The organism is Gilliamella sp. B2923 (genome assembly GCF_026536565.1).
Classification (GTDB): domain Bacteria; phylum Pseudomonadota; class Gammaproteobacteria; order Enterobacterales; family Orbaceae; genus Gilliamella.
Window position 1 is genome coordinate 39,908 of the sequence record NZ_JAFNNZ010000004.1, and the last position, 23,990, is coordinate 63,897.

A 23,990-nucleotide genomic window follows, 5' to 3' on the forward strand; every position below is an offset into this window, starting at 1 on the left:
ATCAATCCATATCAGGACACTGGTTTTTAACTGTTTCATAAAGGTTTATAATGACTAAATATGAATTCTTCTTAAGAATTTCAATGCTTGGGTATGGAAAACAAGCAATTTTTGACAGAATAGGACAGCTTTTTGCGTGTGGTTTACCCAACATTATACAAGATGTCTCTTTTTTGTTAGATAAATTAAGATTAAATGACGCTCAACTAGTACAGTTTTATCAAACCTCGTATCTCCATTTTGAACCCATACTTGAATGGTTAAATTCTCCAACGCCACAAAAGCATCTTATTGCTTATTGCGATAGTGACTATCCATTACTATTAAAACAAATTTGTTCCCCACCTTTATTGTTATTTGTGTTAGGTAACCGGCAATTATTAAACTCTCCCCAACTGGCAATGGTCGGTAGCCGTGAGTATAGTGACTATGGCGCTCAATGGGGAAGATACTTTGCGGGTGAATTGGCAATTAATGGTTTAACAATAACCAGTGGTTTAGCGTTGGGGATAGATGCGATATGTCATCGAGGTGCGCTGGATGTATCGGGCTATACTATTGCTGTATTGGGAAGTGGCTTAGCGCAAATAGCACCAAGAACAAATTTAAATTTGGCTAATGAAATTTTAATGAAAGACGGCGCAATTGTGTCGGAATTCTTACCTTTTGAGAAAGCAAGATCGGTCTATTTTCCTCGCCGTAATCGAATTATTAGCGGATTAAGTTTAGGGACATTTGTGATAGAAGCCTCCGAAAAAAGTGGCTCATTAATTACTGCACGCTATGCACTTGAGCAAAATCGTGATGTCTTTGCCTTACCGGGCGATATCGATAATCAGAATTGCTCAGGAACCCATGCTTTAATTAAACAAGGCGCTTATTTAGTTAGTCAGCCAACCGATATTTTAGAGCATTATAGTGGTTATTTATCAACGATTAATCGACAAGCGAGCAGAAGCAATGTCGATAGTCACAATATTTTATATCCGGATATCTTTGCGGTGATTCGTCATCAACCTACACCGGTTGATATTATTGCCTTACTTGTTGATATACCTATTCCGGAATTAACCAGTAAATTATTAGAAATGGAATTAGCCGGCTTAATTATCACCGTTACAGGCGGATACATACGAAACCGTACAATTTAAGGCATCTCAATGCTGACAAAAGTTTTCAGAATTATCCTGTGTTTGAATATAAAAACCGCCGATTGTGATCGGCGGTATAATCAATTCTATTTTTCTTCAATTTCCAGTGCAATTTCAGAAAGGATAATACCGGTATTATCTGCATAAACAAAATCACCGGAAAAGAAGGTGACGCCACCAAAATTGACACGAATATCAATTTCGCCTACGCCCTGATCGTCCGATCCGACTGGAATTGCTGCTAGTGCTTGAATACCAATTTCAGCGTCAGCTAAATAATCGACCTGCCGTACCGCACCATAAACGATAATGCCTTCCCACTGGTTTTGGATAGCAATATCAATAAGTTCAGCATCTATTAATGCTCTACGAACTGAACCACCGCCATCAATCACCAAAACTTTGCCAGCACCATTTGATTGTAAAACTTCGTATAACAAGCCGTTATCTTCAAAACATTTGACTGTTACAGCTTGACCTGAAAATGATGTTACCCCACCAAAATTACTGAAAATTGGTTCAACGACGTTAACATCTTCTGGGTAGTAATCGCAAAGAATAGAAGTATCAAACTCCATTATCGAGTCTCCTTTTGCTGTAATAATGAATTGTTTCTAGTATAACGCTAATATTGAGTGACACGATATTAAATTTCATAAACGTGAGCTAGCTCAAAATAATACCCAAACAATAAAGTAAATTTGTCAATAAAGCAAGTTTGACCATTTGAATTAATAACGGTGTAGCATCTTTTGCTTGATTAAACTTAAATACTGCATAGATATGTTGGATGTATAAAGGAAAAGTTAAGATAAATAAACTGCTCCAGATTGTCTTTAAATACAGATAAGCAAATAGACCGAGTAGACTTAATGCGCTAAGGATTAAACTTAAGTGATAGTATTTACCAAATGTTTTACCCCATAACACAATCAGCGTGCGTTTATGGTGAATGCGGTCGTTATCGGCATCGCGCAAATTATTGATATTAAGTACTGCAACCGCCAGCAAACCGCTACTTATGGCAGGTAAAATAATGGATAGTGATACTATTTTGGTTTGCAAATAGTCACTCCCCATTACACCGATTATTCCAAAGAAGATAAAAACCGACAGATCGCCAAGCCCAATATACCCATAAGGTTTTTTACCTATGGTATAAGTTATCGCCGCAACGATAGATAACAGCCCTAAAAGTATAAAAATTAATAATTGGTAAATATCATTGCACGCCAGCAAAAGTAAGCAAAGGCCAGAAACAACACACAGCAAAATGTTAATCGATAAACCAACTTTTAATTGCCGAAGGCTAATTAAACCTAATTGAATTCCACGTTGATGACCAATTAGATTATCTTTGTCAGTGCCTTTAATGGCATCACCGTAATCATTGGCAAGATTGGATAATATCTGTAGCAATGCAGCTGTTATGATAGTGAAAATCGTAACAGGCAAGTTGAACGATTGTTGCCAAAAAGCCAGTGCATTGCCTAATAAAACAGTTGATAATGAAAGCGCTAACGTCTTAGGGCGTAAACTAATAATCCACGGATTATATTTAATGTGCATACAACATGATATTTAAATCGATAAAAATAAGCAGTCATCATAACAATAATTGATATTAAATTCACGTTATAACAACTGCCGAATTAGCTCTCTATTACTTGCTTAAGCGTTTTGATGCGTTTGGCGACATTTTGGCTTTTTTGAAAAATCGTCTCACTTTTCCGGTACGTAATGCCGCAATGAAATAACCAAGTGAACCATAAATTACACCTAGCATTAAGATCATAAAGATATTAAACCAATTATCCGATAAGCTAAGCCCCATTTGATTGACGCCAGCAATCATGTTGGTTGCCCAAGTTGAAGGTAGCATTTTCGATACAAATTGTACCCAAAGTGGCATTGCATCGAGCGGCCAGATAGTGCCGGAGAGATAAAACACCGGTGTTGTCAAAAATGCTAAGGTAAGATAAATCATCTCTGAACGGCGCAAGCATTCAGTAAGTAACTTACTTAAACCTAAAACCGCAAGCAGCAGCGGAAATGTCATTATCAAAATTTCCAATATATTCGCCAGCTGCCTATAGCCCAGTACCCAAGGCCACAAACCGAATAGCACAATGGATAAAAATAACCAGATAGGTATCAAACCACATAGCGCACCAAAAATAGCAATGAAAGGCGGTTTACCTTGAGGTAAAGAGTGCAATGTAATATTGGTACGGGTTGAAGCAATTAAAAATGAGTGTTGCAATAACATCACTAGCAATCCCGGAAATGTAATGGCGGCAAAACTGATACCGGCATTATAAAGGGGCTGAGTTTGCCCTTTTATGGGCGATAAAATAATATCGATTTGTTTATCCGAAAATCCATTGGTGCGCATGATACGGGTATTAAAATCGGTTAAAATTTGCTGATAAATACCTCTAATATCAACTTGTATTAAACCATTCGCTAAACGGCTCGAAGCATCGCCATAAGCCGGTATTGTGACCTCTTGACCATTTAAGATGTTTTTTTCAAAATCTCTTGGAATGGTAAAGACGGCAAAAAGTTTACGATTATTGATATCATCATAAGCTTGCAATGAGTTCTCATAAGTCAATACCTCGATTTTAGAACTGGTGTTTAATGAACGAATCAAACTACGACTGGTTGTACTATGATCTTGATCCACAATGGCTACCGGTAAATTAGTAATGGTGCCATTAATGTATACTAAACTCATCAATGAAACGGATATAAGTAGTAGCAACCACACAGGTCGCACTAACATATACATAAACGTTTTTAAAAATGAAGAAAAAAATATTTTAAGCATCTATCTTTTTCTCCTTACTGTGCGTGTAAACGCTTAACTAAGCGTTTTCTGACTAACACGGTAATTATTATTGGATAGATCATCATAATCCCACAAGTTTTAAATATAGAGAGATAAGTCGAGTGCCGTAAGAAAAGATCGAACAGTTTATTAAGGGCATAAGTTAACGGTTCAAGTGATGAGATAAACCTCGCTATCCACGGCATTGATAATTCGGGCACAACAACACCGGAATAGGTTAAGGCTAGTCCTACCAGTAAGCCGATAAAGGTGTAAGCATCAAGTGATGTTTTTGTGAAAGTAAAAAGTAAAATGCCAATACTTTGTGCTGCAATGACATAAAAAAATACCACAATCATCATCGCAAATGGAGAGCCAGATACTCGTGCATCTGAAAACAGCACCAACATTGCGATTTCGAATATAAGTAGCATGGTATACCAAATGGTATAAGGTGCTAATTTGCCAAGTACAAATGGATAACTAAGACGAGTTCGCTTATGCAGTTGCGATAAAATATGAATGGTTGTTGTCACAACAAAAAGTTGTAACAGATGTACGACTGCGGAAAATTGCTGGAAGTACATTGAGTTACCGCTGGCGTTAAATAGCCCGTCATAATTAAAATTCACTTTAGCAAGCGTAGGTACCGGTAAACCGATGCTGGTTGCCATCGTGGTTCGATATTGGGTATTTAATTGCGCAATTAAGCCCGAATAATCCATAATCGAATATAACCCGGCACTATAATATAACGCATTGTAATAGAGCATAGGCGTAGGTTGGCGACCAGCTAAAACATCTGCTTCAAAATTAGAAGGGATATATAAAATGGCGTAAATTTTGGCTTTTTGTAAATCTCGCTCAGCATCAGTAAGCGCACTATCATAATTGACTAGATCGGCATGGGCACCGGCATTGAGATTACGAACTATTTCTCGCGATAATGCACTTTTATCTAGATCAACATAGCCGACAGGCAGATCATACAGTACCCCACGATAAAAGATACTGCTGATTAAAACAAAGATAATCAGTGGCAAAATCCACATTAACCAGTGAAAGGTAAAACGCCTAAATATAACCGGTATCTCATCGTTAAAGGCGTCTTTAAAGCGGTGCCAAAAGTCAAAGGTTAGTTGTCTAATTTCCATAATGTGCTCATACCTGCACGCAAACCTTTGACAGGTGTTAATGGATAAAGTCTAACTTCGAATGTTTTCAGATCAAAGTCACCGGTGGCACGAGTTGCCCGTTTAGTTGCATAATCACCCATTGGCGCAATATAACGAATCTCAGCTTCGATTTCTTCATTACCTAGCGCAGGTACCTCGAGTTTAATTCGATCACCTTTATGGATATTTGGCATAATGTTTTCACGAAGGTTGAAAACAAAGTAGGCTTGCGGTAATCGAATCAATGTCAGTAAAGGGCTATTAGCATTAAAAAGTTCACCAACTTCAGCAGGAATTGATCCCACCTCACCATCGACAGGCGCTTTAACGATTAAATCGTCATACTGAATTTGTAATTGCTTGAGCTGCTCTTGTGCTTCTTTTAATTTAGCATCATAAATTTGCCGTTGTTCAATACGGTCGCCGTTTTTAGCTTGATCTAAATTAGCTTGTGCTGATTGGACTTGTTGAAAGGCAGCATCGCGGGTTTTTAATGCACTATCTAACACCGACTGTGACACAAATCCCTTAGTAGAAAGGGCTTTATTACGGTTATACTCTCGATTTGCATTATCATAAACAACTTTAGCCTGTTCAACTAAAGCCTCATAATAGCGCATACTTTCTTCACGGGTACCATGCTTGGAAAGTTCTACCTGCGCTTGTGCTTGATCCCGGGCTGCTTCAGCGGCTCTAACTTGCGCTAAAAGTTCGGGACTATCGAGTGTAATTAAAATATCGTTTTGCTTAACATCATCACCACGATTAACATGGATCAGTTGTACTCGCCCTTTAGCTTTTGAGGCAATGCTAACATTAGGCGCATCAACTTCGCCTTGCAATATAAGCTGGCTGTTGTGAGCACGTATTAAAATTGTCATCGAAATCAGAATAACAATTAATGCAATTATAATAAAAGTTTTTTTATTCATAAATTTGTATAAGTGACAATAATTAGATAAGGCCTAAAGAACTAGGAAAATTGTATGTAAGATTGATTCAATATACGTCAGTTATGATTATTATACCATACGAATAGTGCTTTATTTAAACAATGAAAGCTACATTTATGTGGCAAAAAAGAATATATTGGTACTATTAACATCTAATACATTTTAGTTATTCTATGTGAGCATTAAATAAATTTCAATAATTGTAAACCAACATTTTAATAGATTTTATTTATGAATATTATCAGTCAAAAGAAATAGATAAAAACCTACTTATTTAGTATGATATTTTTTAATTGAAAATTATAGGGTTTGTAATATGGAAAAAATAGTTATTATTGGTGGCGGAGCAGGCGGTTTAGAGCTAGCCACAGACCTTGGTGATAGATTAGGTAAACACAATAAAGCGCAAATTACTTTAATTGATAAAAATAGTTATCATCTTTGGAAACCTTTGTTACATGAAGTGGCAACAGGGGTGCTTGATGAGCAAGTTGATAATATTTATTATGCATCCCAAGGGCAACAACACTATTTTCAATTCACTCAAGGTACCTTCACCGATCTTGATCGTGACCATAAACAGATCAAAATTACTGATATTAACAATCAAACCGATACTATCGATTATGATATTTTAGTAGTGGCTATTGGTAGTACGTCCAATGATTTTGGTACGCCGGGCGTGAAAGAGCACTGTATCTTTTTAGATGACCAAAATGCGGCAATCAAATTACGTGAAACCTTAGTATCAAAATTCACTCGTTTTTGTTCGATCATTGATGACAAAGATTCCACTGAGCAAGAAAAAATCCGTATTGCCATTGTTGGTGGTGGGGCAACCGGTGTTGAATTAGCCTCTGAATTACCACACATGGTTGAAACTTTTGGTGCTTGTGGTCGTAATAAGATGTGTTCAGATCTTTTGGATGTATCCGTCATTGAAGCTACCGATCGCATTTTACCAGCCCTACCTGAAACTACTGCATTAAGTATCACTAAAACTTTAGAAAGCCGTGGAATTCACGTGTTAACTAAAACGATGATTACGAAGGCTGAAAGTGATGGTTTTTATCCAAAAGACGGTCAAACGATAAAAGCCGATATTATGATTTGGACAGCCGGGGTTAAAGCGCCAGATTATTTAAAAGAGATTGCTGGCTTAGAATCGAGTCGCTCTAACCAATTAGTGGTTAAACCAACATTACAAACGACCCGCGATGATAGCATTTTTGTGATTGGTGATTGTGCTTATGCAATGCAGGAAAGCGGTCGTGCTTCACCACCTACTGCGCAAGCGGCACACCAAATGGCAAAAATTTGTTATGAAAACATCGTTAATCTACTGAATAATCAACCATTAAAATCATTTAAATATACTGATAATGGTACTATTATCTCGTTGCACGATACAGCGCAAGGCGTGATTAAGCTAGGTGGCAAGAGTGAAATGAGTGTAAAAGGGTGGTTTGCGCTAATTATTCATCGATTGTTATATCGAATGCATCAAGCAAGTTTACTCGGTATTTTCAAAACGATCCGTTTTGCTCGAGCGAGTAAATTTATGTACAAAACAAAATCGACATCGATTTTCAGCAATCGGGATTAGTTACTAAAACACGACTAAAAGCTACTTAAAATTTATTTAAGTAGCTTTTAGATAATAATTTTATAATATTACTCTGATTTATTTTTTTAAGTAAAGAATCATGCGTTCTATTTTAATTATTATATTACTTTTCGCTACCTACACCACGGCCACAGCAGATTACCAACCACTAGATGGCGATATTATTTTCCAATCTTCTCAATCAAACCAAAGCAAGGCGATTGAGCTAGCAACCAAGTCACCTTATAGTCACATGGGAATAATTTTTATTAAAAATGGAAAACCTTATGTCTTTGAAGCAGCATCTAAAGTGGTCTATACACCGTTTGATAAATGGGTAAATCGAGGAAAAAACAGAAAATATATAATTAAACGCCTGAAAGATCACGCTTTATCACAAAAAGAAATTGCTAATTTAAAACGAGTCGCTCATTCATTTGAAAATAAGCCTTACGATATTTGGTTTGGCTGGGATGATAAGTATATTTATTGCCCAGAACTCGTTTGGAAAATTTATAATAAAGCACTTAACTTGAAAATTGGACAACTACAAAGGATTAAAGATTTTAATCTGTCAGCACCAGCAGTTAAACAAAAACTAACTGAACGTTATGGAGATAAGATCCCTTATCAAGAAACCGTTATTTCGCCAATTGCTATATTTAATTCGCCATTATTAATAACAGTAGATCAACATTGATCGAATTAGATAAGTAACAATTTCTTAATTGGAGCAAAGCTTTTACGATACAAATGGTTGATACCGTGTAATTCTATAGCCATTAGGTGATCCTTGGTGGGATATCCTTTATGCTTTGCCAATCCATATTGCGGATACAATTTGTCTAATTCAACCATTTCACGATCACGAGTCACTTTCGCAAGAATCGACGCAGCGCTAATTTCAGCAACAAGTAAATCGCCTTTAACGACGGCTTGTGTTTGAATACCAAATTCAGGACAACGATTGCCATCCACTAAAACATAATTGGGTTTGATTTTTAAGCCAGACACCGCCCGTTGCATAGCCAGCATAGTGGCATGAAGAATATTAAGCTTATCAATCTCATCGACTGATGCCCGAGCAACACTCCACGCTAATGCATTTTGCTTGATAATATCAAATAAAGCTTCACGTTTTTTTTCTGTCAGCTTTTTAGAATCGGTTAATCCCTCTATCGGTTTATTTGGATCTAAAATCACAGCAGCAGTAACAACATCACCACAAAGTGGGCCTCGTCCAACTTCATCAACTCCGGCAATTAAAGTGGCATCAGGGTAGGTAAATTCTAACAACAAGGGGAATCCTCTAATACATCAAGTACAGCTTGTGCTGCTTGTTCATCAGCATTACAACGAATTTGCTTATGTAAAGATAAGAATGTATTTTTCAAATCGGCATTATCGCTTTCTAAATAAGGAATAATATGGTTGGCAATATTTTCCGGGGTACAATCATGTTGTAACAGTTCCGGCACAATCTGTTTACCCGCTAAAATATTGGGTAACGAAACATAAGGCGTTTTGATCAGTTTTTTAGCTAACCAAAAAGTGAAAGGTTTCATTTTATAACCCACCACCATTGGGCACTTAGCTAGCATACACTCTAAAGCCACCGTTCCGGAGGCTAATATGGCTGCATTACTGGCAATCATCGCTTCACGAGCATGACCATCGAGTAATTGTACTTCAAGTTGTGGCGCTATTTGGGCTTTTATCTGCTCAAACTCCTGTCGCCTTTTAGCATTCACTAACGGTACAACAATATGTAGATCAGGATAACGCTCACGCAATAGCTGGGCAGCTTGTAAAAATGGGGCTGACAATAAGGTCACTTCAGCATGGCGACTACCGGGTAGTAAAGCTAAACAGCGGCCAGTAGGGGCAATATCTAATTGCTGACGCATTGCGATTTGATCTGGCTCAAGCGGGATATCATCTGCCATTTTGTGACCAATAAAGCGACAAGGCACGTCAAACTTATCATAGAAAGCTTTTTCAAAGGGTAAAAATGCCAGTATTAAATTGGTATTACGTTTAATTTTAAAAACACGTTTTTGTTTCCAAGCCCAAACTGACGGACTAACGTAATGAATTGTTTTAATGCCAGCTTGTTTTAATTTTCCTTCTAAAGAAAGATTAAAATCAGGTGCATCAATACCGATAAAGATATCCGGCTTAAGCGTAATTAATCGTTTAGTGATATCCTTGCGAATAGCTAAAATACGGCGTAATCTCCCTAATACTTCAACAATACCCATTACCGATAATTCATCCATTTCATACCATGCTTGACAGCCTTGCGCTTGCATTAAAGGGCCGGCAATACCGACGAAATGAATATTAGGATGATGTTGTTTAAGAGAACGGATTAAACCTGCACCGAGGATATCGCCAGAGGTTTCTCCGGCGACTAAAGCGATAGTTAACGGTTTATTGGTCATTAACGAATAATGCCACGTGTTGAGCGGCTAAAAAAGTCGACAAAAAGTTGCGCTTCGGGATGATGTTTGGCAATTATCTCAATTTCAGCTTTGGCATCATCAAAACTTAATCCATTTCGATAAAGTGCCTTATAGCTGTTGCGTATTGCTTGCAACGCATCTTTACTAAAACCACGACGTTTTAGACCTTCGTAATTTACGCCATGTGGTGTTGCATGATTACCTTGTGCAATGACGTAAGGGGGAACATCTTGTGCAACGCCAGAACACCCACCCACCATAACATGTGATCCAATTACACAAAATTGATGTACAGCTGTCATACCACCAATAATCACATGATCATCTAAATGAACATGCCCACCAAGGGTGGCATTATTCGCTAAGATGCAATGATCACCAATAATACAATCGTGAGCAACATGGGCGTTAATCATCAGTAAATTATCGTTACCGATACGTGTTAATTCGCCACCTTGAACCGTGCCACGATGAATTGTCACACTTTCACGAATCAAATTACGATCGCCAATAATAGTCCGAGTTGGTTCGCCACGATATTTTAAGTCTTGGTTAACTTCGCCAATGGAAGCAAATTGATAGATTTGATTATCTTTACCAATTTGAGTATGACCATTAATAACCACATGCGATTTTAAAAAAGTCCCATCACCAATTTCAACATTTTCACCGATATAACAAAAAGGCCCAATTTTGACATTATTGCCAATTTTTGCCCCTTTTTCTATCACTGAACTTGGATGTATTTCTGCTGCCATAACCGTTCCTTAATACTGTTTTGGGATATCTTTAAATCGAAGTTATTTACGAGCACACATCATTTCGGCTTCACAAACTAACTTACCGTCAACAGTTGCAACTCCATGGAACAAGGCAATACCACGACGCTCTTTAATATATTCCACATCAAGCATAAGCTGATCACCTGGCACAACCGGGCGTTTAAAACGTGCTTTGTCAATTGAAGCAAAGTAATAAAGCTGGCCTGGTGAAAGCTCTTCAATACTTTTAAAGGCTAAAATTCCGGTTGCTTGAGCCATGGCTTCTAAAATTAAAACACCCGGGAAAATAGGTTTATTTGGGAAGTGACCCTGAAAGAATGGCTCATTAACCGTAACATTTTTAATGGCTTTTAATGTTTTACCTTTTTCATAACTAATAACACGATCAACCATTAAAAATGGATAACGGTGAGGTAATAAACTGATGATTTCTTCAATATCAAGGGTATTAAGTTCGGTAGTCAAAATAGCTATCCTTATATATTATTTTCAATAAATTTTGAACATTATAACTGAGGATCCCGCTATCACTCAAGGATGATTTCAACCACAAGGCTTTGATTGATTAAATCGCTGGAAATAATATTGGTATCTGGTATTTAAATAAATGATTTGTAAATATTATTTTATAAAGTTTTAATTCATATATAATGTTGTGAATAATAACAAAAAACCATTTAACTCGGAGAAGTAAAATGAAATCATTGATTAAAATGACTTTAATAAGTAGTGCAATGGTATTTGCATTAGCCGGCTGTAATGAAAACGAAAATGCATCTACTGGCAAACTTACCATTTCGACTGATGCACAAAAAGAGTCTTATGCGTTAGGCTCCTCTTTTGCAACCTATATGAAAGATAATTTAGACCAAAACGAAATTCAAACAGATTTAGAATATTTAATCGGTGGTTTTGAAGAAACCTATCGTGGCGCATCACAACTTTCAGAAGATGAGATTAAAAAAACATTAAACGCATTTCGTGAACGTGTTGAAAAAGAGAGCAAAGCACGTTTTGAAAAAGAAAAAACTGAAAATACTGCCGCTGGTGAAAAATTCCGTCAAGAATTTGCTAAACAAAAAGGTGTAAATCAAACTAAGTCTGGATTACTTTACCAAATTATTAAAGAAGGCAATGGGCGTCATCCAACCGCTGATGATAGCGTAATTGTTCACTATGTAGGAACATTAACCAACGGTCAGAAATTTGATAGTTCTTATGATCATGGCGAAACGGCAACATTCCCATTAAAAGCGGTAATTAGTGGTTGGACTGAAGGCATTCAATTAATTGGCGTTGGCGGTAAAATTAAGTTAGTTGTTCCACCTGAATTAGCTTATGGCGATCAAAAACGGGGTGGTCAAGGAGACAAACCGGGTATCGGACCAGCATCGACACTTGTATTTGAAGTTGAATTACTCGGCATTGATGGCGATGATTCTCAGCAAAGCATTCAACCGTTAGGGCATGAAGAAAAAGTAAAACCTTCAGCTGAACCACAACAATAACCCGTGGTTAACGAATTTGGTTAACGCTTTAAACTATACACTTGTCATTTTGGGTCCTGCTTATGGGACCCAATCAGCTTATTGTGCTTATCAATTTGCACAAGCTCTACTGGCTCATACTCCACACCGCATTGAAAATATCTTTTTTTATGCAGATGGTTGTTACAACGCAAACCGTTGTACCGATCCAGCTAGTGATGAGTTTGATTTAGTTAACGCATGGCAACAATTAGCAAAAAAATACGCTATTCGATTAACGGTTTGTGTTGCTGCTGCACAACGGCGAGGTATTACTGAAGATAATCTTGCTGACTATTTTGAATTAACCGGGCTTGGCGAACTGGGCGAATCAATAGCCGAATCAGATCGTGTGATTCAATTTTAGGTTAAGGTCATATTCAATGAAAAACGTTGCAATCATTATTAGCTCGCCACCTCATGGTAACGCTAAAGGCAGAGAAGCACTTGATGCCGCCTTAGCCCTGTCTGCAATTAACCATATATCGGTTATATTTATCGATAGTGGTATCTTTCATTTATTGGCAAATCAATCGCCTGAACAAATTTTGATGCGTGATTATATTGCGACATTTAATATGCTTGAACTTTATGATATTGAAGATGTTTATGTAGACCAATCTTCACTTAAAGCAGAGCATCTAACTGATATTACGTTAAATATTCCCACTCAAATTATTGATAGGTTAACGTTAAATCAACTACTTGCTAAGCAAGATATGATTTTACGTTTCTAATTGATATTGATATTTATATTGAAAACCGGATTTGATCTGCAACCTCTCTACTGACTAAATAAATTAAAACAGTCGCAAGCGATTTTACCAACGGTAAATATTTACAAAGGTACAATGAATTTTTGTGGGCTGGTTAGATAAAAAAGCCCACCCTATTTAAAGTTAAGCGAATAGAGTGGGCAAAATCAATCAAATGTTATAGTTATAATAAATTAAACTAGTTGTTTCATCTGATCGGCAATTTTCTCTGCTTGCTGACCAACAACGATTTGTACGCCGGTTTTACCTAGCTTAATCACCGCCATTGCACCAAGCGCTTTTGCCGCTTGTTCGTCGACTAAATCTGAGTCATTGACGTTTAATCGTAAACGGGTAATACATGAATCAATACCGGTGAGATTTTCTTTACCGCCGACAACAACTAAGTACTGTTGCGCAAGTTTTGATACATCACCAACTGTTTGTACTTGTTCTTGATTTTGTGTTTCTTCGGAAGAAACATCGCCATCTTCGCGGCCAGGTGTTTTAAGATTGAATTTAACGATCACAAAGCGGAACACAATGTAATATACAACGAAGAAAACGATACCTTGTAATATTAGCATATACCAATGTACAGCAAGTGGATTACGGCTTTGTAGTAACATATCAATCAAACCAGCACTGAATGCAAAACCAGAAATCCATTGCATGGTAGCGGCGATAAATAATGAGATACCGGTAAGCACAGCGTGGATAACATAAAGCACTGGTGCTACAAACATAAAGGCAAATTCAAGCGGTTCAGTAATCCCGGTAAAGAATGCCGCAAAAGACGCTGCGATCATGATTGACGCTGTTTTATCTTTATTAGCTTTTTTAGCCGTGTGATAAATGGCTAATGCCGCACCCGGTAAACCAAACATCATAATCGGGAAGAATCCAGCTTGATAACGACCTGTTTGACCTACAATAGCGTGGCCGTCCTTAATTGAGTCTTGCCCACCTAAGAAGTAAGGAATATCGTTAATGCCGGCAACGTCAAACCAGAATACTGAATTGAGTGCGTGATGCAAACCAACAGGAATAAGTAAACGGTTAAAGAAACCATAAATACCAGCACCTACCGAGCCTAAATTCTTAATCCATTCACCAAATACAACTAATGAGCTATATACGACAGGCCAGATGAAATATAAGATAGCAGAAACCAATAGCATGACGAAAGAGACAATGATTGGCACTAATCTTTTACCACTGAAAAATGCTAACGTTTTATGCAGTTCAACAGAACTAAAACGGTTGTATAATTCAGCTGAAATAATCCCAACTAAAATACCAATAAACTGGTTATTGATTTTTGCAAATGCTGGTGATATCTGACTTTCCCAGCCTTCTAGTTTGGTATTGACTCCTTGAAAGAGTGCCACAGTATTAGGCGATAATAAAGTCGTAATAATTAAAAAACCAACCAGACCGGAAAGCGCCGCAGCACCGTCTTTATCTTTAGACATACCATAAGCTACCCCAATTGCAAAAAGGATAGGCATATTATCAAGAACGGCACTTCCGGATTTAATTAAAAATGCAGCGACAATATTATTGGTACCCCAGCCATTTGGATCTGGATCAATCCAATATCCAATGCCTAATAGTATTGCAGCGGCAGGTAATACTGCGACAGGCACCATTAATGAGCGCCCGATACGTTGCAAATAAGCTAAAATTCCCATATTTTTACCTCATATATTTATTTGGGATTTACTTGAAAAATAATGAAATTTCACTTTTTTCAGTAATTGTAGTAAATCATTTACTATTTGACTCTATATTATTTTACTTCGCAAATTAATTATTCATTTTTTGTGATTTTTGTCACGATTTTTTTTGCTTAAATACATTAATATAGTAGAATACAGACAACATATTTTACATTAAAAAAAAAGAAGTTATTTAATTATATCAAAAGAGGTATTCCCCCATGAGACTCATTCCATTAGAAAATGCCCAAGAAGTAGGCGCTTGGGTTGCTCAGCGTATTGTTAATAAAATTAACCAATTCAACCCGACAGCAGATCGTCCGTTTTTGTTAGGTTTGCCAACCGGAAGCTCTCCTTTGGTCATGTATCAACAATTAATTAAACAGTATCAAGCGGGTAAAGTGAGTTTCAAACACGTTGTGACTTTTAATATGGATGAATATGTGGGCTTGCCAGAAGATCATCCACAAAGTTATCATACTTTTATGCATGAAAATTTCTTTGACCATATTGATATTGATAAAAACAACATTCATATATTAAACGGAAATGCACCAGATATCGATGCCGAATGTCGTCAATATGAAGAAAAAATTAAAGCCTATGGTAAAATTAATATCTTTGTTGGTGGTGTTGGTCAAGATGGGCATATTGCATTTAATGAACCCGGCTCTTCACTTTGCTCCCGTACCCGTATCAAAACCTTAACAGATGATACTCGCATTGCGAATTCGCGTTTCTTTGATAATGACAAAGATCAAGTGCCTAAACATGCGCTAACAATTGGTGTTGCAACGTTAATGGATGCGCAAGAGGTCATTTTATTAGTTTGTGGACATAATAAAAGCTTAGCTTTACAAGCGGGTGTTGAAGGATCAATTAATCACTTATGGACAGTCACCGCACTACAAATGCATCCTGCATCAATCATTGTTTGTGATGAGCCAAGCACTGATGATCTTAAAGTCAAGACACTAAAATATTTTAAACAAATGGAAGCTGATAATCTTAAAGTGACCGTTTTATAAAGGATAACTCAATGTACGCATTAACCAATTGTCGTATTTATACTGGTTATGAGATTCTTGAAAATCACGCCGTTGTTATCGACGGCGATAAGATTGCCAAAGTCTGTAAACAAAATGATCTACCTACCGATATTACTGTTGAAAATCTACAAGGCGCAATTGTTGCACCCGGTTTTATTGATATCCAAGTAAATGGTTGTGGGGGAGTCCAATTTAATGAAACGCTTGATGCCTTAAGCGTTGAAACATTAGAAGCGATGCAAGCGACCAACCTTGTTTATGGTTGCACAAGCTATTTACCGACACTTATCACTTCAACTGATGAGTTTATGATTAAAGCGGTTAAAGTTATGCGGGAATATTTAGCCACGCATCCGAATCAAGCGTTAGGATTACACCTTGAAGGTCCTTATATCAATCCTGAAAAGAAAGGGATTCATGACCAAAATATTATTCGTAAACCTTCACAGCAAATGATAGATTTTCTTTGTGAAAATGCCGATGTTATTAAAGTCATTACTTTAGCGCCGGAACGGGTTGAAAGTCATTTTATCAAGCAACTTGTTAAAGCTGGTATTCATGTATCGGTTGGGCACTCAAATGGACATTATGATGACTGTCGTCGTGGTTTTAATGACGGTATTCGTTTAGGCACCCATTTATTTAATGCTATGCCTTATATTACCGGGCGTGAACCGGGCGTTGTTGGTGCAATTTATGATGAACCTGAAGTGTATGTTGGGATTATCGCTGATGGTCAACATGTGAGTTGGGCAAACATTCGTAATAGCCATAAAATCAAACAAGATCACTTAATATTAATTACCGATGCGATGTTGCTTGCCGGTTCAAACTTAGAATCGGGCGTATTTGCCGGTAAAACAATTTATTACAAAGACGGTCGCTGTATTGATGAAAATGGTACGCTAGGTGGCTCGGCCTTAACCATGATTGAAGCGGTAAAAAATGCGGTGCAGTATGTCGGTATCGCATTGGATGAAGCATTAAGAATGGCAACCCTTTATCCTGCTAAAGCCATTGGTGTTGATAAACAACTCGGTACCATAACTGAAAGCAAAATTGCCAACTTAGTTATTTTTAATCCGGATTTTACTGTACTTAAAACGGTTGTTAATGGAGAGATGAGCCGTTAGAATATCAGATAATTAAGAAAATATTGAGATAATATATGACATTTAATTATCTGAACTTAGTGGGTAATGCTGAGCTAATCAAACAGTTAAATTATGCAATTATTTATCGTTTGATTGTTCAGCAAGCACCACTATCACGCATTCAATTAGCCGAAGTCAGTCAGCTGGCACCCGCAAGTATTACCAAAATTACTCGTCAACTTCTTAAAAATAAACTGATCAAAGAAGTTGATGCGCAACAATCAACTGGTGGACGCCCGGCTGTTTCGATACAGGCAAAATTTAGTTACTATCAAACAATCGGTGTGCAGTTAAGCCGTTCGCATATCACCATTGAACTTTATGACTTAGGTGGCCGCTCGTTGATGTCAGAAGTGCATCCGCTGACAATTTTCACAGAGCAAGAAGTACAACAATATTTAATTAGCTTACTTAAACAGTTTATAGAAAACCACAGTAAAAAAATTAAACGACTGGTTGCTATATCAGTTGTATTACCTGGCTTGATTGACTCACAGCGAGGCATCGTTCGTTATACCCCTCATATTCAAGTTAAAGCGTGGCCGCTAGCTGAAGTGTTGCGAAAAGAGTTTAATGTTACCATTTATTTAGGCAACGATATTCAAAGCTTAGCACTGGCAGAAAGCTACTTTGGTTCAACTCAAGATGTTGAAGACTCAATATTGATTCGTGTTCATCGTGGTGTGGGTTCGGGCGTTATTGTTAATCAACAACTTTTAACCAACCATAATCAGAGCGCTTGTGAAGTTGGTCATATTCAAGTTGATGCATTGGGTGAGCGTTGTCATTGTGGTAATTTCGGTTGTCTGGAAAATCGAGTTGTAAACGATGCGATTGAACGCCGTGCCATACAGATGATAGAACAAGGTTATCCAACCAAACTCACTCTTGATGCGTGCCATATTGCTAACATTTGTCAGTGTGCTAATCAAGGTGATGAGCTGGCAATAAAATTAGTCAAAGATGCCGGCGAAAATCTTGGTCGAGCTGTGGCAATTATGGTGAATATTTTTAATCCACAACGCATAGTGTTAGCCGGTGAGCTAACCAAATCACCACAAATTCTTTTAAGTGCCGTCAATAGTGCTTTAAATGCGCTAAGTTTAGAGGATTTAAGAAAGAATCTTACCATTAACTGCTCATCGCTCAATGACCGATCGGCTATTGGTGCATTTGCCTTAATTCAACAAGCGCTGTTTAATGGTTCGTTATTAATGACGTTGTTTGATGACTATAATTAAATAGATTTTGGTGACTAAAAAGCCCGATGATTCGGGCTTTGTCAATTAGGCTAAAATGCGTAACATTCTTCTTAACGGCTCTGCGGCGCCCCATAATAGCTGATCGCCAACGGTAAAGGCAGATAAGAAATCTTTGCCCATATTCAATTTACGTAAACGACCAACCGGCGTTGTTAATGTTCCGGTAACAGCAGCCGGAGTGAGTTCTTGCATCGATAACTGGCGATCATTTGGTACCACTTTCACCCAATCATTATGCCCGGCAAGTAATTGTTCAATTTCAGGCACGCTGATATCTTTCTTCAGCTTGATTGTAAAGGCTTGGCTATGGCAGCGTAATGCGCCGATACGAACGCACAAGCCGTCAACCGGAATAATTTGGCTGGTGCCTAAAATCTTGTTGGTTTCAGCTTGACCTTTCCACTCTTCTTTACTCTGACCATTGTCTAACGCTTTATCAATCCATGGGATTAAACTGCCGGCTAACGGCACACCAAAGTTATCGGTCGGTAAGCTGCCGTCACGCATTTTTTGCGTCACCTTACGTTCAATCTCTAAAATTGATGAATTAGGATCTTGTAACTCTTTCGCAACTTCAGCATGTAACATGCCCATTTGTGTTAACAGTTCACGCATATGGCGAGCACCACCGCCGGAAGCGGCTTGATAGGTTGAAACAGAAATCCAATCAACTAAATTTTCAGCAAATAAGCCACCGAGCGACATAAGCATTAAGCTGACAGTACAGTTACCACCAACAAAAGTTTTGAAGCCTTGATCCAATGCTGTATGAATGTTAGCTTTATTTACCGGATCGAGCACGATGATGGCATCATCTTCCATTCGAAGTGTTGAAGCGGCATCAATCCAATAGCCTTGCCAACCGGTTGCACGAAGTTTGGCGTAAATCTCTGAGGTGTAATCACCACCTTGACAGGTAACAATAATATCTAATGCTTTTAGCGCATCAATATTGTCGGCACTTTGTAATGTCCCGGTTTTACCTCCAAATGTAGGTGCAGCTTGACCTGCTTGAGATGTAGAAAAGAAAACCGGATTGATATAATCAAAATCATGCTCTTCAACCATACGTTGCATCAGAACAGATCCCACCATTCCACGCCAACCGACAAAACCAACATTTTTCATAATTTATTTCCAAAAAGTAGATGTTATATTGAGATATATTTTTTACTATTAAAACAAAATATCTTGATAAAACAAAGTAAGATAAGAATTATTTCTACAGGGTATAACAAAATAACATGGCGTTATATTAAACAGCTAAATCAATGAGTTTATTAAGTGCTTGATAAGCAAGGCAGCGGTTTTGAGTGTTTTTAAACCAGTTTGCCTTACTTATATAGACGACTTATCTTGAGCGATAGCTATGTGCTAAAAATCCTCATCTTGATCGGAATTGGTTGTCATTGATGCGATATTAATTTGCTCAATCCCTTCCACTGATGCTTTGATTACTTCCGGTAATAAATCATCTAGCTGCAATTGTTCTCTGAGCATAAAAGTCGCTAATAACATAGGGATATTCACACCCGTGATAATTTCGAGATTGGGATAACTTGCCATAAGCTGCGCTGTGGTATTAAAAGGCGTTCCGCCTTTTAAATCCACCAAACACAATATTGCCTCGCCTTGTTGGGCAAAGCTTGCTAAATGATTTTCAATCTGCTGTTGAAAATCATCTAACGATTGACCCATTAAAAAGGGTACTGCTTCACATAAGGTTTGTTTACCACAAATCATCTCGGCACTTACGATCAAGCTTTGCGCCGTTGGTCCATGAGTACTGATTAATACTGCAACCATTGTTGCACTCCTTAATAATCCAGACAACGATAATAGCGACGAATAGTCATTGGATGTCGATTCAAGTGTTCAACATAAGCATCAATTCGATTATTTATCGTTCTAAACACAAACGGTGATAAATGGCCACGATATTTTTCTGATATACCCGGTAATGGATAGTCTTTGGTATCAATAATGGTGTAGTTTCCACAAATTTGCGGTAAGAATTTTGCCACTCTTTCACTTAATGGACGTTGACTATCTTCACCAACATAAACGGTTACAGCCGTATCACGGTCAATCACTTCTAGTGTGCCATGGAAAAATTCAGCAGACTCGATCGATTTTGAACGTAGCCAGTGCTGCTCTTCCCAGTAGCACATCGCATGAGAATAAGTTGCACCCCATTGGTTGCCAGCACCGACAAAATAGTGCATCGCATCGTTATGATGTTTCAATGCGACTTCTTGCCCGAATGCATCAGCTTTTTTCGCCACTTCGACGATGTTTTTAGCAAAATGTTGATCCATTTGTTGATAAAATTCATCATAGTCAGGGTATTCGCCGGCCAAATACATTAAGCGATCAGCGGCCATAAAGAATTTTAATTGTTCATTCATTGGGTAAGAAATCACATGGTGCGCCATTTTACCTAATGGTGAATCGGCTTTATCTAAAAAGGCTAAAACTGTTGCACCCACATCTTGTTGAATTTTATCAATAGCCGCAACGACTTCTTGGGTAGAGCCTGTAACAGATGAGATGATAATTAAGGTGTCTTTGGTTATACGCTTATTGCCGGTTACCAGATATTCCGCTGCATGTTGAATAAAGGTTTCAATAGCTGATTTTTCTTTCATATGAACAACTGCTTGCATCGATGAAGCGTAAGTTCCGCCAATACCTAACCAGCACACATTGCTGTAACCACGAGAATGAATTTTATCAATAAATTCATTGATTTGTGGACGAAGTGCCAATGCACCATTCATGCTCTCGAGTTCTTTTTTTTCATCGTATTTTCTCATGCTCTAACCCTCTTAATTTTAGATTTAGTAATTTCATCAAATTCCGGATATGTTGATTTTTCCAGATTGTGACCTTTTAACTGTGATACTTGATAGCTAAGTAAGTGAATAGGAATTGTCATAAACAGCGAAGTTAATCGCTCATCACAACTGACACCTAGACATAAGTCATTTTCTGTTAGGTTGTCTTGTTGATGTGCATAAATTGTTACAACATTTTTCACATACTGATTTAAGAATACTTTTAAGGATTCGGCTCTTTGTGCCAGTTTCCCTTGCGGTTCAATAAAAATGATATGATCATCGCTATGCAAACCCAGATAAGGGCCATGCATATACTCTTCGAGCTCTTTACCCAACGCTGTGTTGCGCACGGTTTCGGTAAATTTAGTTTCTCCTTCCCTTGCAACCCCGTAGGTAGCACCGTAACCGATCATTATTACCCGTTGAGCTTGATTATATTGATCTTCAAGGCGATTAACCCACGCCTGTGAACGCTCAATGACTAGTGGTAATAATTGGGTAATCGTTTTAATCTGATTCATATAGTCATCAAATTTGGCTTGATTAATGGTTTCGGTTTTTTGCCCAATAATGAGGCTAATTAAGATCAAATCTAAAATAGTGATACTATAACCGGCACTGACATAAGGCATTTCTTCAATCGGCATCCCCATAGATAAAACGTGATTGCTAACTTGATACAAAGGACTTTGCGGATTGCTGGTCAGGCTATATATCGTCTTGTTATGGTGAATAAATTGTTCAACTAAATGAATGGTTGAGTAGCTCTCTCCACCTTGTGAAATGGCAAAATAGAGTGTATTTGGATCGTTATAGTGCAGGTAATTAGCCGCCATTGAAGGATCTTCAATATAGACAGGAATCTTCAACAGTTCGCTCATTATCGGTCTTGCACCATAAGCAGCATTAGCACTGGAGCCGGTGGCAAAAATGACAATGGCATTAAGCTGTTTTATTTGACTTAAATCGATATGATCGGCAAATAACGTCTGATAATTATCTAAAACAGCTTGATAATATTTCGGCTCTAATGCGACATAATCAGCAATACTTTTCATTGTTTTATCCCTCAATTTCCTAATAACCCAGTCCAGGCACCGAAAATGCCTATAGCGGCGATAAGTAGAAGGATCCAATGTGCTTTAACACCTTTTTTCACCAATACAAACATAAATAGCGTAAAAAGTAACGGTAGGATCTGTGGCACAATGCCGTCAAAAATATCTTGTAAGGATGCCGAATCATCACCGGTACCTATTTTCAATGGCATATTGAGTGTCACCATGGTGGCAACCATTGCCCCGACCACACAGAGTCCGAGTACTGAAGCGCCATAGGACAATTTATCCATTAAGCCGGTTTTTTGCACTTTTTCAATAAAGGAAGCGCCAATGTTGTAGCCAATTAATAAGCCAAAATATCGTGCTAAAATCGCCGGCACATTAAAGATAAGCAAGAATAACAATGGACCTAAAATATTGCCTTCCAGTGCTAAAGAGGTGCCAATGCCGGTGGCAATAACACGTAATGTCCCCCAGAAGAAAGAGTCACCTAAACCACTTAACGGCCCCATTAACGCAATTTTGACATCATTAATCGAACTTTTATCAAACTCACTATCGGTGGCATTTTGTTCTTCCATGGCAATACAGATGCCTAAAGGAAAGGTAATTAGCCAAGGGGTAACATTATAAAATTCTAAGTGGCGTTGATAGGCATCGGTAAGGTCCACTTGATTATCACTATAAATTTTATCTAAAGCCGGGCGCATGGCATAGGCATAGCCTAAGTTCATTTGCCGTTCATAATTCCATGACCATTCAGCGGTGAAAGAGCGCCAAAAAGTTCGGGTTAATTCTTTATTGGTTATTAATTTAGAATTCTTCGTTTTCATAATCGATCTCCTGTGCACCTAAAACGTTGCCAGTGTTAGTTGTTAGCTTCTGACTGTCTTGTTCTGTTACGCCTTTTTTTCCATTAAATGAGGAGTAACCGGTCAAGATAAGTGCTAGGCAGGCACCAAAAATGGCCACGCCAGTAACAGGCACTTTCATATATACGGCTAAAGCAAAGCCAAGAACAAAAAAGGTGGCATTGGTTTTTTTAATCATAATTTTCATTAACATGGCAAAACCGAACGCCGGTAATAAGCCGGTTGCAATACCTAAACCATCGATAATAAAGCGAGGAATCATTTCTAATAAGCCATTGACCGCTGAACTACCGAATAAGTAGGAGAATCCAACCACTAAACCAATTGGCAGATTGATTGAAAAGAAACCACCGAGTATGTTCATTCGATCCATTCCTTTGCCGTTGCCTTCGCTGGCGTATTTATCGGCTTTGTGAACAAAGTAAGGAAGAATAAAAAGAAAACATAAATTTTTGACTAATAAAACCAGTGATGCAATTGGAATGCCCAGTGCTAAGGCGATTTCGGTACTTTTACCAGCACCAATGGCAAAAGCGGTACCTAAAACACTGCCGGAAATTATTTCCGGTGGAATGGATGCACCGATTGAAAACGATCCGACAAACGCTAATTCTAACGTTGCCCCAATAATAATGCCTTGTGTGATATCACCCATGACTAAACCGGCTAAGGTACAAGTCACTAACGGTCTGGATAACATTGATGAACCTAAAAAGTATTCACCATTTGCTAACATCGCAATCAAAGCTAACAGTACTGCGGTTAATTCGATACTCATTTTGTAC

25 protein-coding genes are annotated in these 23,990 nt (G+C 37.9%); 9 read left to right on the forward strand and 16 right to left on the reverse strand.

Annotation, left to right across the window (positions count from 1 at the left end; genetic code table 11):
• Positions 1–50 precede the first annotated feature (50 nt).
• Positions 51–1,151, forward strand: a complete 1,101-nt coding sequence (gene dprA / locus J3U42_RS06050; protein WP_267335956.1) for a DNA-processing protein DprA — start codon at positions 51–53, stop codon at positions 1,149–1,151.
• 86 nt (positions 1,152–1,237) lie between these two features.
• Here the strand turns inward: dprA and rraA are convergent, their stop codons facing one another.
• The 5 genes from rraA to J3U42_RS06075 all read right to left on the reverse strand — a co-directional run bounded on the left by rraA (position 1,238) and on the right by J3U42_RS06075 (position 6,091).
• Positions 1,238–1,729 (reverse strand): ribonuclease E activity regulator RraA, encoded by a 492-nt coding sequence (gene rraA / locus J3U42_RS06055; protein WP_220218433.1) that lies wholly within the window; start codon positions 1,727–1,729, stop codon positions 1,238–1,240.
• 88 nt (positions 1,730–1,817) lie between these two features.
• The gene (locus J3U42_RS06060) at positions 1,818–2,720 is read right to left on the reverse strand and encodes a 1,4-dihydroxy-2-naphthoate polyprenyltransferase (protein WP_267335957.1); all 903 of its coding nucleotides are present in this window, start codon (positions 2,718–2,720) and stop codon (positions 1,818–1,820) included.
• 94 nt (positions 2,721–2,814) lie between these two features.
• The gene (locus tag J3U42_RS06065; RefSeq protein WP_267335958.1) at positions 2,815–3,984 is read right to left on the reverse strand and encodes an ABC transporter permease; all 1,170 of its coding nucleotides are present in this window, start codon (positions 3,982–3,984) and stop codon (positions 2,815–2,817) included.
• Between the two features lie 14 nt (positions 3,985–3,998).
• Positions 3,999–5,138: an ABC transporter permease gene (locus tag J3U42_RS06070; protein WP_267335959.1), complete on the reverse strand. Its 1,140-nt coding sequence runs from the start codon at positions 5,136–5,138 to the stop codon at positions 3,999–4,001.
• Entirely contained in the window at positions 5,120–6,091 is a 972-nt protein-coding gene (locus tag J3U42_RS06075) for an HlyD family secretion protein (protein WP_416380446.1), read from the reverse strand. The genes J3U42_RS06070 and J3U42_RS06075 overlap by 19 nt, the downstream gene beginning before the upstream one ends.
• Before the next feature lie 337 nt (positions 6,092–6,428).
• Here J3U42_RS06075 and J3U42_RS06080 point away from each other — a divergent pair, with 337 nt between their 5' ends.
• Entirely contained in the window at positions 6,429–7,718 is a 1,290-nt protein-coding gene (locus J3U42_RS06080) for an NAD(P)/FAD-dependent oxidoreductase (protein WP_267335961.1), read from the forward strand.
• A 100-nt stretch (positions 7,719–7,818) separates the two neighbouring features.
• Positions 7,819–8,418 (forward strand): YiiX family permuted papain-like enzyme, encoded by a 600-nt coding sequence (locus J3U42_RS06085; protein ID WP_267335962.1) that lies wholly within the window; start codon positions 7,819–7,821, stop codon positions 8,416–8,418.
• A gap of 5 nt (positions 8,419–8,423) precedes the next feature.
• On the opposite strand, the gene rnhB is transcribed toward J3U42_RS06085, so the two are convergent.
• From rnhB to fabZ, 4 genes are read right to left on the reverse strand one after another with little or no spacing between them, the layout of a single operon-like run.
• Positions 8,424–9,014, reverse strand: a complete 591-nt coding sequence (gene rnhB, locus J3U42_RS06090) for a ribonuclease HII (RefSeq protein WP_366939853.1) — start codon at positions 9,012–9,014, stop codon at positions 8,424–8,426.
• Positions 9,008–10,162, reverse strand: a complete 1,155-nt coding sequence (gene lpxB, locus J3U42_RS06095) for a lipid-A-disaccharide synthase (RefSeq protein ID WP_267335963.1) — start codon at positions 10,160–10,162, stop codon at positions 9,008–9,010. The genes rnhB and lpxB overlap by 7 nt, the downstream gene beginning before the upstream one ends.
• A complete protein-coding gene (gene lpxA, locus J3U42_RS06100) occupies positions 10,162–10,941 on the reverse strand; it encodes an acyl-ACP--UDP-N-acetylglucosamine O-acyltransferase (RefSeq protein ID WP_220218425.1) in 780 nt (259 codons plus the stop codon). The genes lpxB and lpxA overlap by 1 nt, the downstream gene beginning before the upstream one ends.
• 42 nt (positions 10,942–10,983) lie before the next feature.
• Positions 10,984–11,430, reverse strand: a complete 447-nt coding sequence (fabZ, locus tag J3U42_RS06105) for a 3-hydroxyacyl-ACP dehydratase FabZ (protein ID WP_220218424.1) — start codon at positions 11,428–11,430, stop codon at positions 10,984–10,986.
• 230 nt (positions 11,431–11,660) lie between these two features.
• Between fabZ and fkpA the strand changes: the two genes are divergently transcribed.
• The 3 genes from fkpA to tusC are packed head-to-tail and all read left to right on the forward strand — an operon-like array spanning position 11,661 to position 13,228.
• Positions 11,661–12,473, forward strand: a complete 813-nt coding sequence (gene fkpA, locus J3U42_RS06110; RefSeq protein WP_267335964.1) for an FKBP-type peptidyl-prolyl cis-trans isomerase — start codon at positions 11,661–11,663, stop codon at positions 12,471–12,473.
• Between the two features lie 16 nt (positions 12,474–12,489).
• Positions 12,490–12,858, forward strand: a complete 369-nt coding sequence (tusD, locus tag J3U42_RS06115; protein WP_220218422.1) for a sulfurtransferase complex subunit TusD — start codon at positions 12,490–12,492, stop codon at positions 12,856–12,858.
• A 16-nt stretch (positions 12,859–12,874) separates the two neighbouring features.
• The gene (tusC, locus tag J3U42_RS06120) at positions 12,875–13,228 is read left to right on the forward strand and encodes a sulfurtransferase complex subunit TusC (protein ID WP_267335965.1); all 354 of its coding nucleotides are present in this window, start codon (positions 12,875–12,877) and stop codon (positions 13,226–13,228) included.
• Positions 13,229–13,440: 212 nt separating this feature from the next.
• On the opposite strand, the gene nagE is transcribed toward tusC, so the two are convergent.
• On the reverse strand, positions 13,441–14,940 hold the full coding sequence (nagE, locus tag J3U42_RS06125) for an N-acetylglucosamine-specific PTS transporter subunit IIBC (protein ID WP_267335966.1): 1,500 nt from the start codon (positions 14,938–14,940) through the stop codon (positions 13,441–13,443).
• Positions 14,941–15,188: 248 nt separating this feature from the next.
• Here nagE and nagB point away from each other — a divergent pair, with 248 nt between their 5' ends.
• From nagB to J3U42_RS06140, 3 genes are read left to right on the forward strand one after another with little or no spacing between them, the layout of a single operon-like run.
• Positions 15,189–15,995: a glucosamine-6-phosphate deaminase gene (nagB, locus tag J3U42_RS06130; RefSeq protein WP_220218419.1), complete on the forward strand. Its 807-nt coding sequence runs from the start codon at positions 15,189–15,191 to the stop codon at positions 15,993–15,995.
• An 11-nt stretch (positions 15,996–16,006) separates the two neighbouring features.
• A complete protein-coding gene (gene nagA, locus J3U42_RS06135) occupies positions 16,007–17,149 on the forward strand; it encodes an N-acetylglucosamine-6-phosphate deacetylase (RefSeq protein ID WP_267335967.1) in 1,143 nt (380 codons plus the stop codon).
• A gap of 35 nt (positions 17,150–17,184) precedes the next feature.
• Positions 17,185–18,411 carry an ROK family protein gene (locus tag J3U42_RS06140; protein ID WP_220218417.1) on the forward strand — a complete coding sequence of 409 codons (1,227 nt, stop codon included), beginning with the start codon at positions 17,185–17,187 and terminating at the stop codon, positions 18,409–18,411.
• Positions 18,412–18,456: 45 nt separating this feature from the next.
• Here the strand turns inward: J3U42_RS06140 and asd are convergent, their stop codons facing one another.
• From asd to J3U42_RS06170, 6 genes are all read right to left on the reverse strand, one after another.
• Positions 18,457–19,560 carry an aspartate-semialdehyde dehydrogenase gene (gene asd, locus J3U42_RS06145; protein ID WP_220218416.1) on the reverse strand — a complete coding sequence of 368 codons (1,104 nt, stop codon included), beginning with the start codon at positions 19,558–19,560 and terminating at the stop codon, positions 18,457–18,459.
• Positions 19,561–19,806: 246 nt separating this feature from the next.
• Positions 19,807–20,238: a PTS sugar transporter subunit IIA gene (locus J3U42_RS06150; protein WP_220218415.1), complete on the reverse strand. Its 432-nt coding sequence runs from the start codon at positions 20,236–20,238 to the stop codon at positions 19,807–19,809.
• 11 nt (positions 20,239–20,249) lie between these two features.
• Positions 20,250–21,248, reverse strand: a complete 999-nt coding sequence (locus J3U42_RS06155; protein WP_267335968.1) for an SIS domain-containing protein — start codon at positions 21,246–21,248, stop codon at positions 20,250–20,252.
• Complete coding sequence (locus J3U42_RS06160; protein ID WP_267335969.1) at positions 21,245–22,330, reverse strand: SIS domain-containing protein; 1,086 nt, start codon at positions 22,328–22,330, stop codon at positions 21,245–21,247. Before J3U42_RS06160 ends, J3U42_RS06155 begins: the two co-directional genes overlap by 4 nt.
• An 11-nt stretch (positions 22,331–22,341) precedes the next feature.
• The gene (locus tag J3U42_RS06165; protein ID WP_220218412.1) at positions 22,342–23,166 is read right to left on the reverse strand and encodes a PTS system mannose/fructose/sorbose family transporter subunit IID; all 825 of its coding nucleotides are present in this window, start codon (positions 23,164–23,166) and stop codon (positions 22,342–22,344) included.
• Positions 23,147–23,983, reverse strand: a complete 837-nt coding sequence (locus J3U42_RS06170; protein ID WP_220218411.1) for a PTS mannose/fructose/sorbose/N-acetylgalactosamine transporter subunit IIC — start codon at positions 23,981–23,983, stop codon at positions 23,147–23,149. Before J3U42_RS06170 ends, J3U42_RS06165 begins: the two co-directional genes overlap by 20 nt.
• Positions 23,984–23,990: the final 7 nt, after the last annotated feature.

What these genes read in the sequence shown, in the direction of transcription:
- J3U42_RS06080 (WP_267335961.1), top strand. Translation starts at nt 6,429, where the DNA reads ATGGAAAAAATAGTTATTATTGGTGGCGGAGCAGGCGGTTTAGAGCTA.
- fkpA (WP_267335964.1), top strand. Translation starts at nt 11,661, where the DNA reads ATGAAATCATTGATTAAAATGACTTTAATAAGTAGTGCAATGGTATTT.
- J3U42_RS06170 (WP_220218411.1), bottom strand. Translation starts at nt 23,983, where the DNA reads ATGAGTATCGAATTAACCGCAGTACTGTTAGCTTTGATTGCGATGTTA.
- J3U42_RS06060 (WP_267335957.1), bottom strand. Translation starts at nt 2,720, where the DNA reads ATGCACATTAAATATAATCCGTGGATTATTAGTTTACGCCCTAAGACG.
- rraA (WP_220218433.1), bottom strand. Translation starts at nt 1,729, where the DNA reads ATGGAGTTTGATACTTCTATTCTTTGCGATTACTACCCAGAAGATGTT.
- nagE (WP_267335966.1), bottom strand. Translation starts at nt 14,940, where the DNA reads ATGGGAATTTTAGCTTATTTGCAACGTATCGGGCGCTCATTAATGGTG.
- lpxB (WP_267335963.1), bottom strand. Translation starts at nt 10,162, where the DNA reads ATGACCAATAAACCGTTAACTATCGCTTTAGTCGCCGGAGAAACCTCT.
- J3U42_RS06070 (WP_267335959.1), bottom strand. Translation starts at nt 5,138, where the DNA reads ATGGAAATTAGACAACTAACCTTTGACTTTTGGCACCGCTTTAAAGAC.
- J3U42_RS06160 (WP_267335969.1), bottom strand. Translation starts at nt 22,330, where the DNA reads ATGAAAAGTATTGCTGATTATGTCGCATTAGAGCCGAAATATTATCAA.
- J3U42_RS06065 (WP_267335958.1), bottom strand. Translation starts at nt 3,984, where the DNA reads ATGCTTAAAATATTTTTTTCTTCATTTTTAAAAACGTTTATGTATATG.
- J3U42_RS06140 (WP_220218417.1), top strand. Translation starts at nt 17,185, where the DNA reads ATGACATTTAATTATCTGAACTTAGTGGGTAATGCTGAGCTAATCAAA.
- lpxA (WP_220218425.1), bottom strand. Translation starts at nt 10,941, where the DNA reads ATGGCAGCAGAAATACATCCAAGTTCAGTGATAGAAAAAGGGGCAAAA.
- nagA (WP_267335967.1), top strand. Translation starts at nt 16,007, where the DNA reads ATGTACGCATTAACCAATTGTCGTATTTATACTGGTTATGAGATTCTT.
- dprA (WP_267335956.1), top strand. Translation starts at nt 51, where the DNA reads ATGACTAAATATGAATTCTTCTTAAGAATTTCAATGCTTGGGTATGGA.
- tusC (WP_267335965.1), top strand. Translation starts at nt 12,875, where the DNA reads ATGAAAAACGTTGCAATCATTATTAGCTCGCCACCTCATGGTAACGCT.
- nagB (WP_220218419.1), top strand. Translation starts at nt 15,189, where the DNA reads ATGAGACTCATTCCATTAGAAAATGCCCAAGAAGTAGGCGCTTGGGTT.
- J3U42_RS06155 (WP_267335968.1), bottom strand. Translation starts at nt 21,248, where the DNA reads ATGAGAAAATACGATGAAAAAAAAGAACTCGAGAGCATGAATGGTGCA.
- asd (WP_220218416.1), bottom strand. Translation starts at nt 19,560, where the DNA reads ATGAAAAATGTTGGTTTTGTCGGTTGGCGTGGAATGGTGGGATCTGTT.
- J3U42_RS06150 (WP_220218415.1), bottom strand. Translation starts at nt 20,238, where the DNA reads ATGGTTGCAGTATTAATCAGTACTCATGGACCAACGGCGCAAAGCTTG.
- J3U42_RS06075 (WP_416380446.1), bottom strand. Translation starts at nt 6,091, where the DNA reads ATGAATAAAAAAACTTTTATTATAATTGCATTAATTGTTATTCTGATT.
- J3U42_RS06085 (WP_267335962.1), top strand. Translation starts at nt 7,819, where the DNA reads ATGCGTTCTATTTTAATTATTATATTACTTTTCGCTACCTACACCACG.
- J3U42_RS06165 (WP_220218412.1), bottom strand. Translation starts at nt 23,166, where the DNA reads ATGAAAACGAAGAATTCTAAATTAATAACCAATAAAGAATTAACCCGA.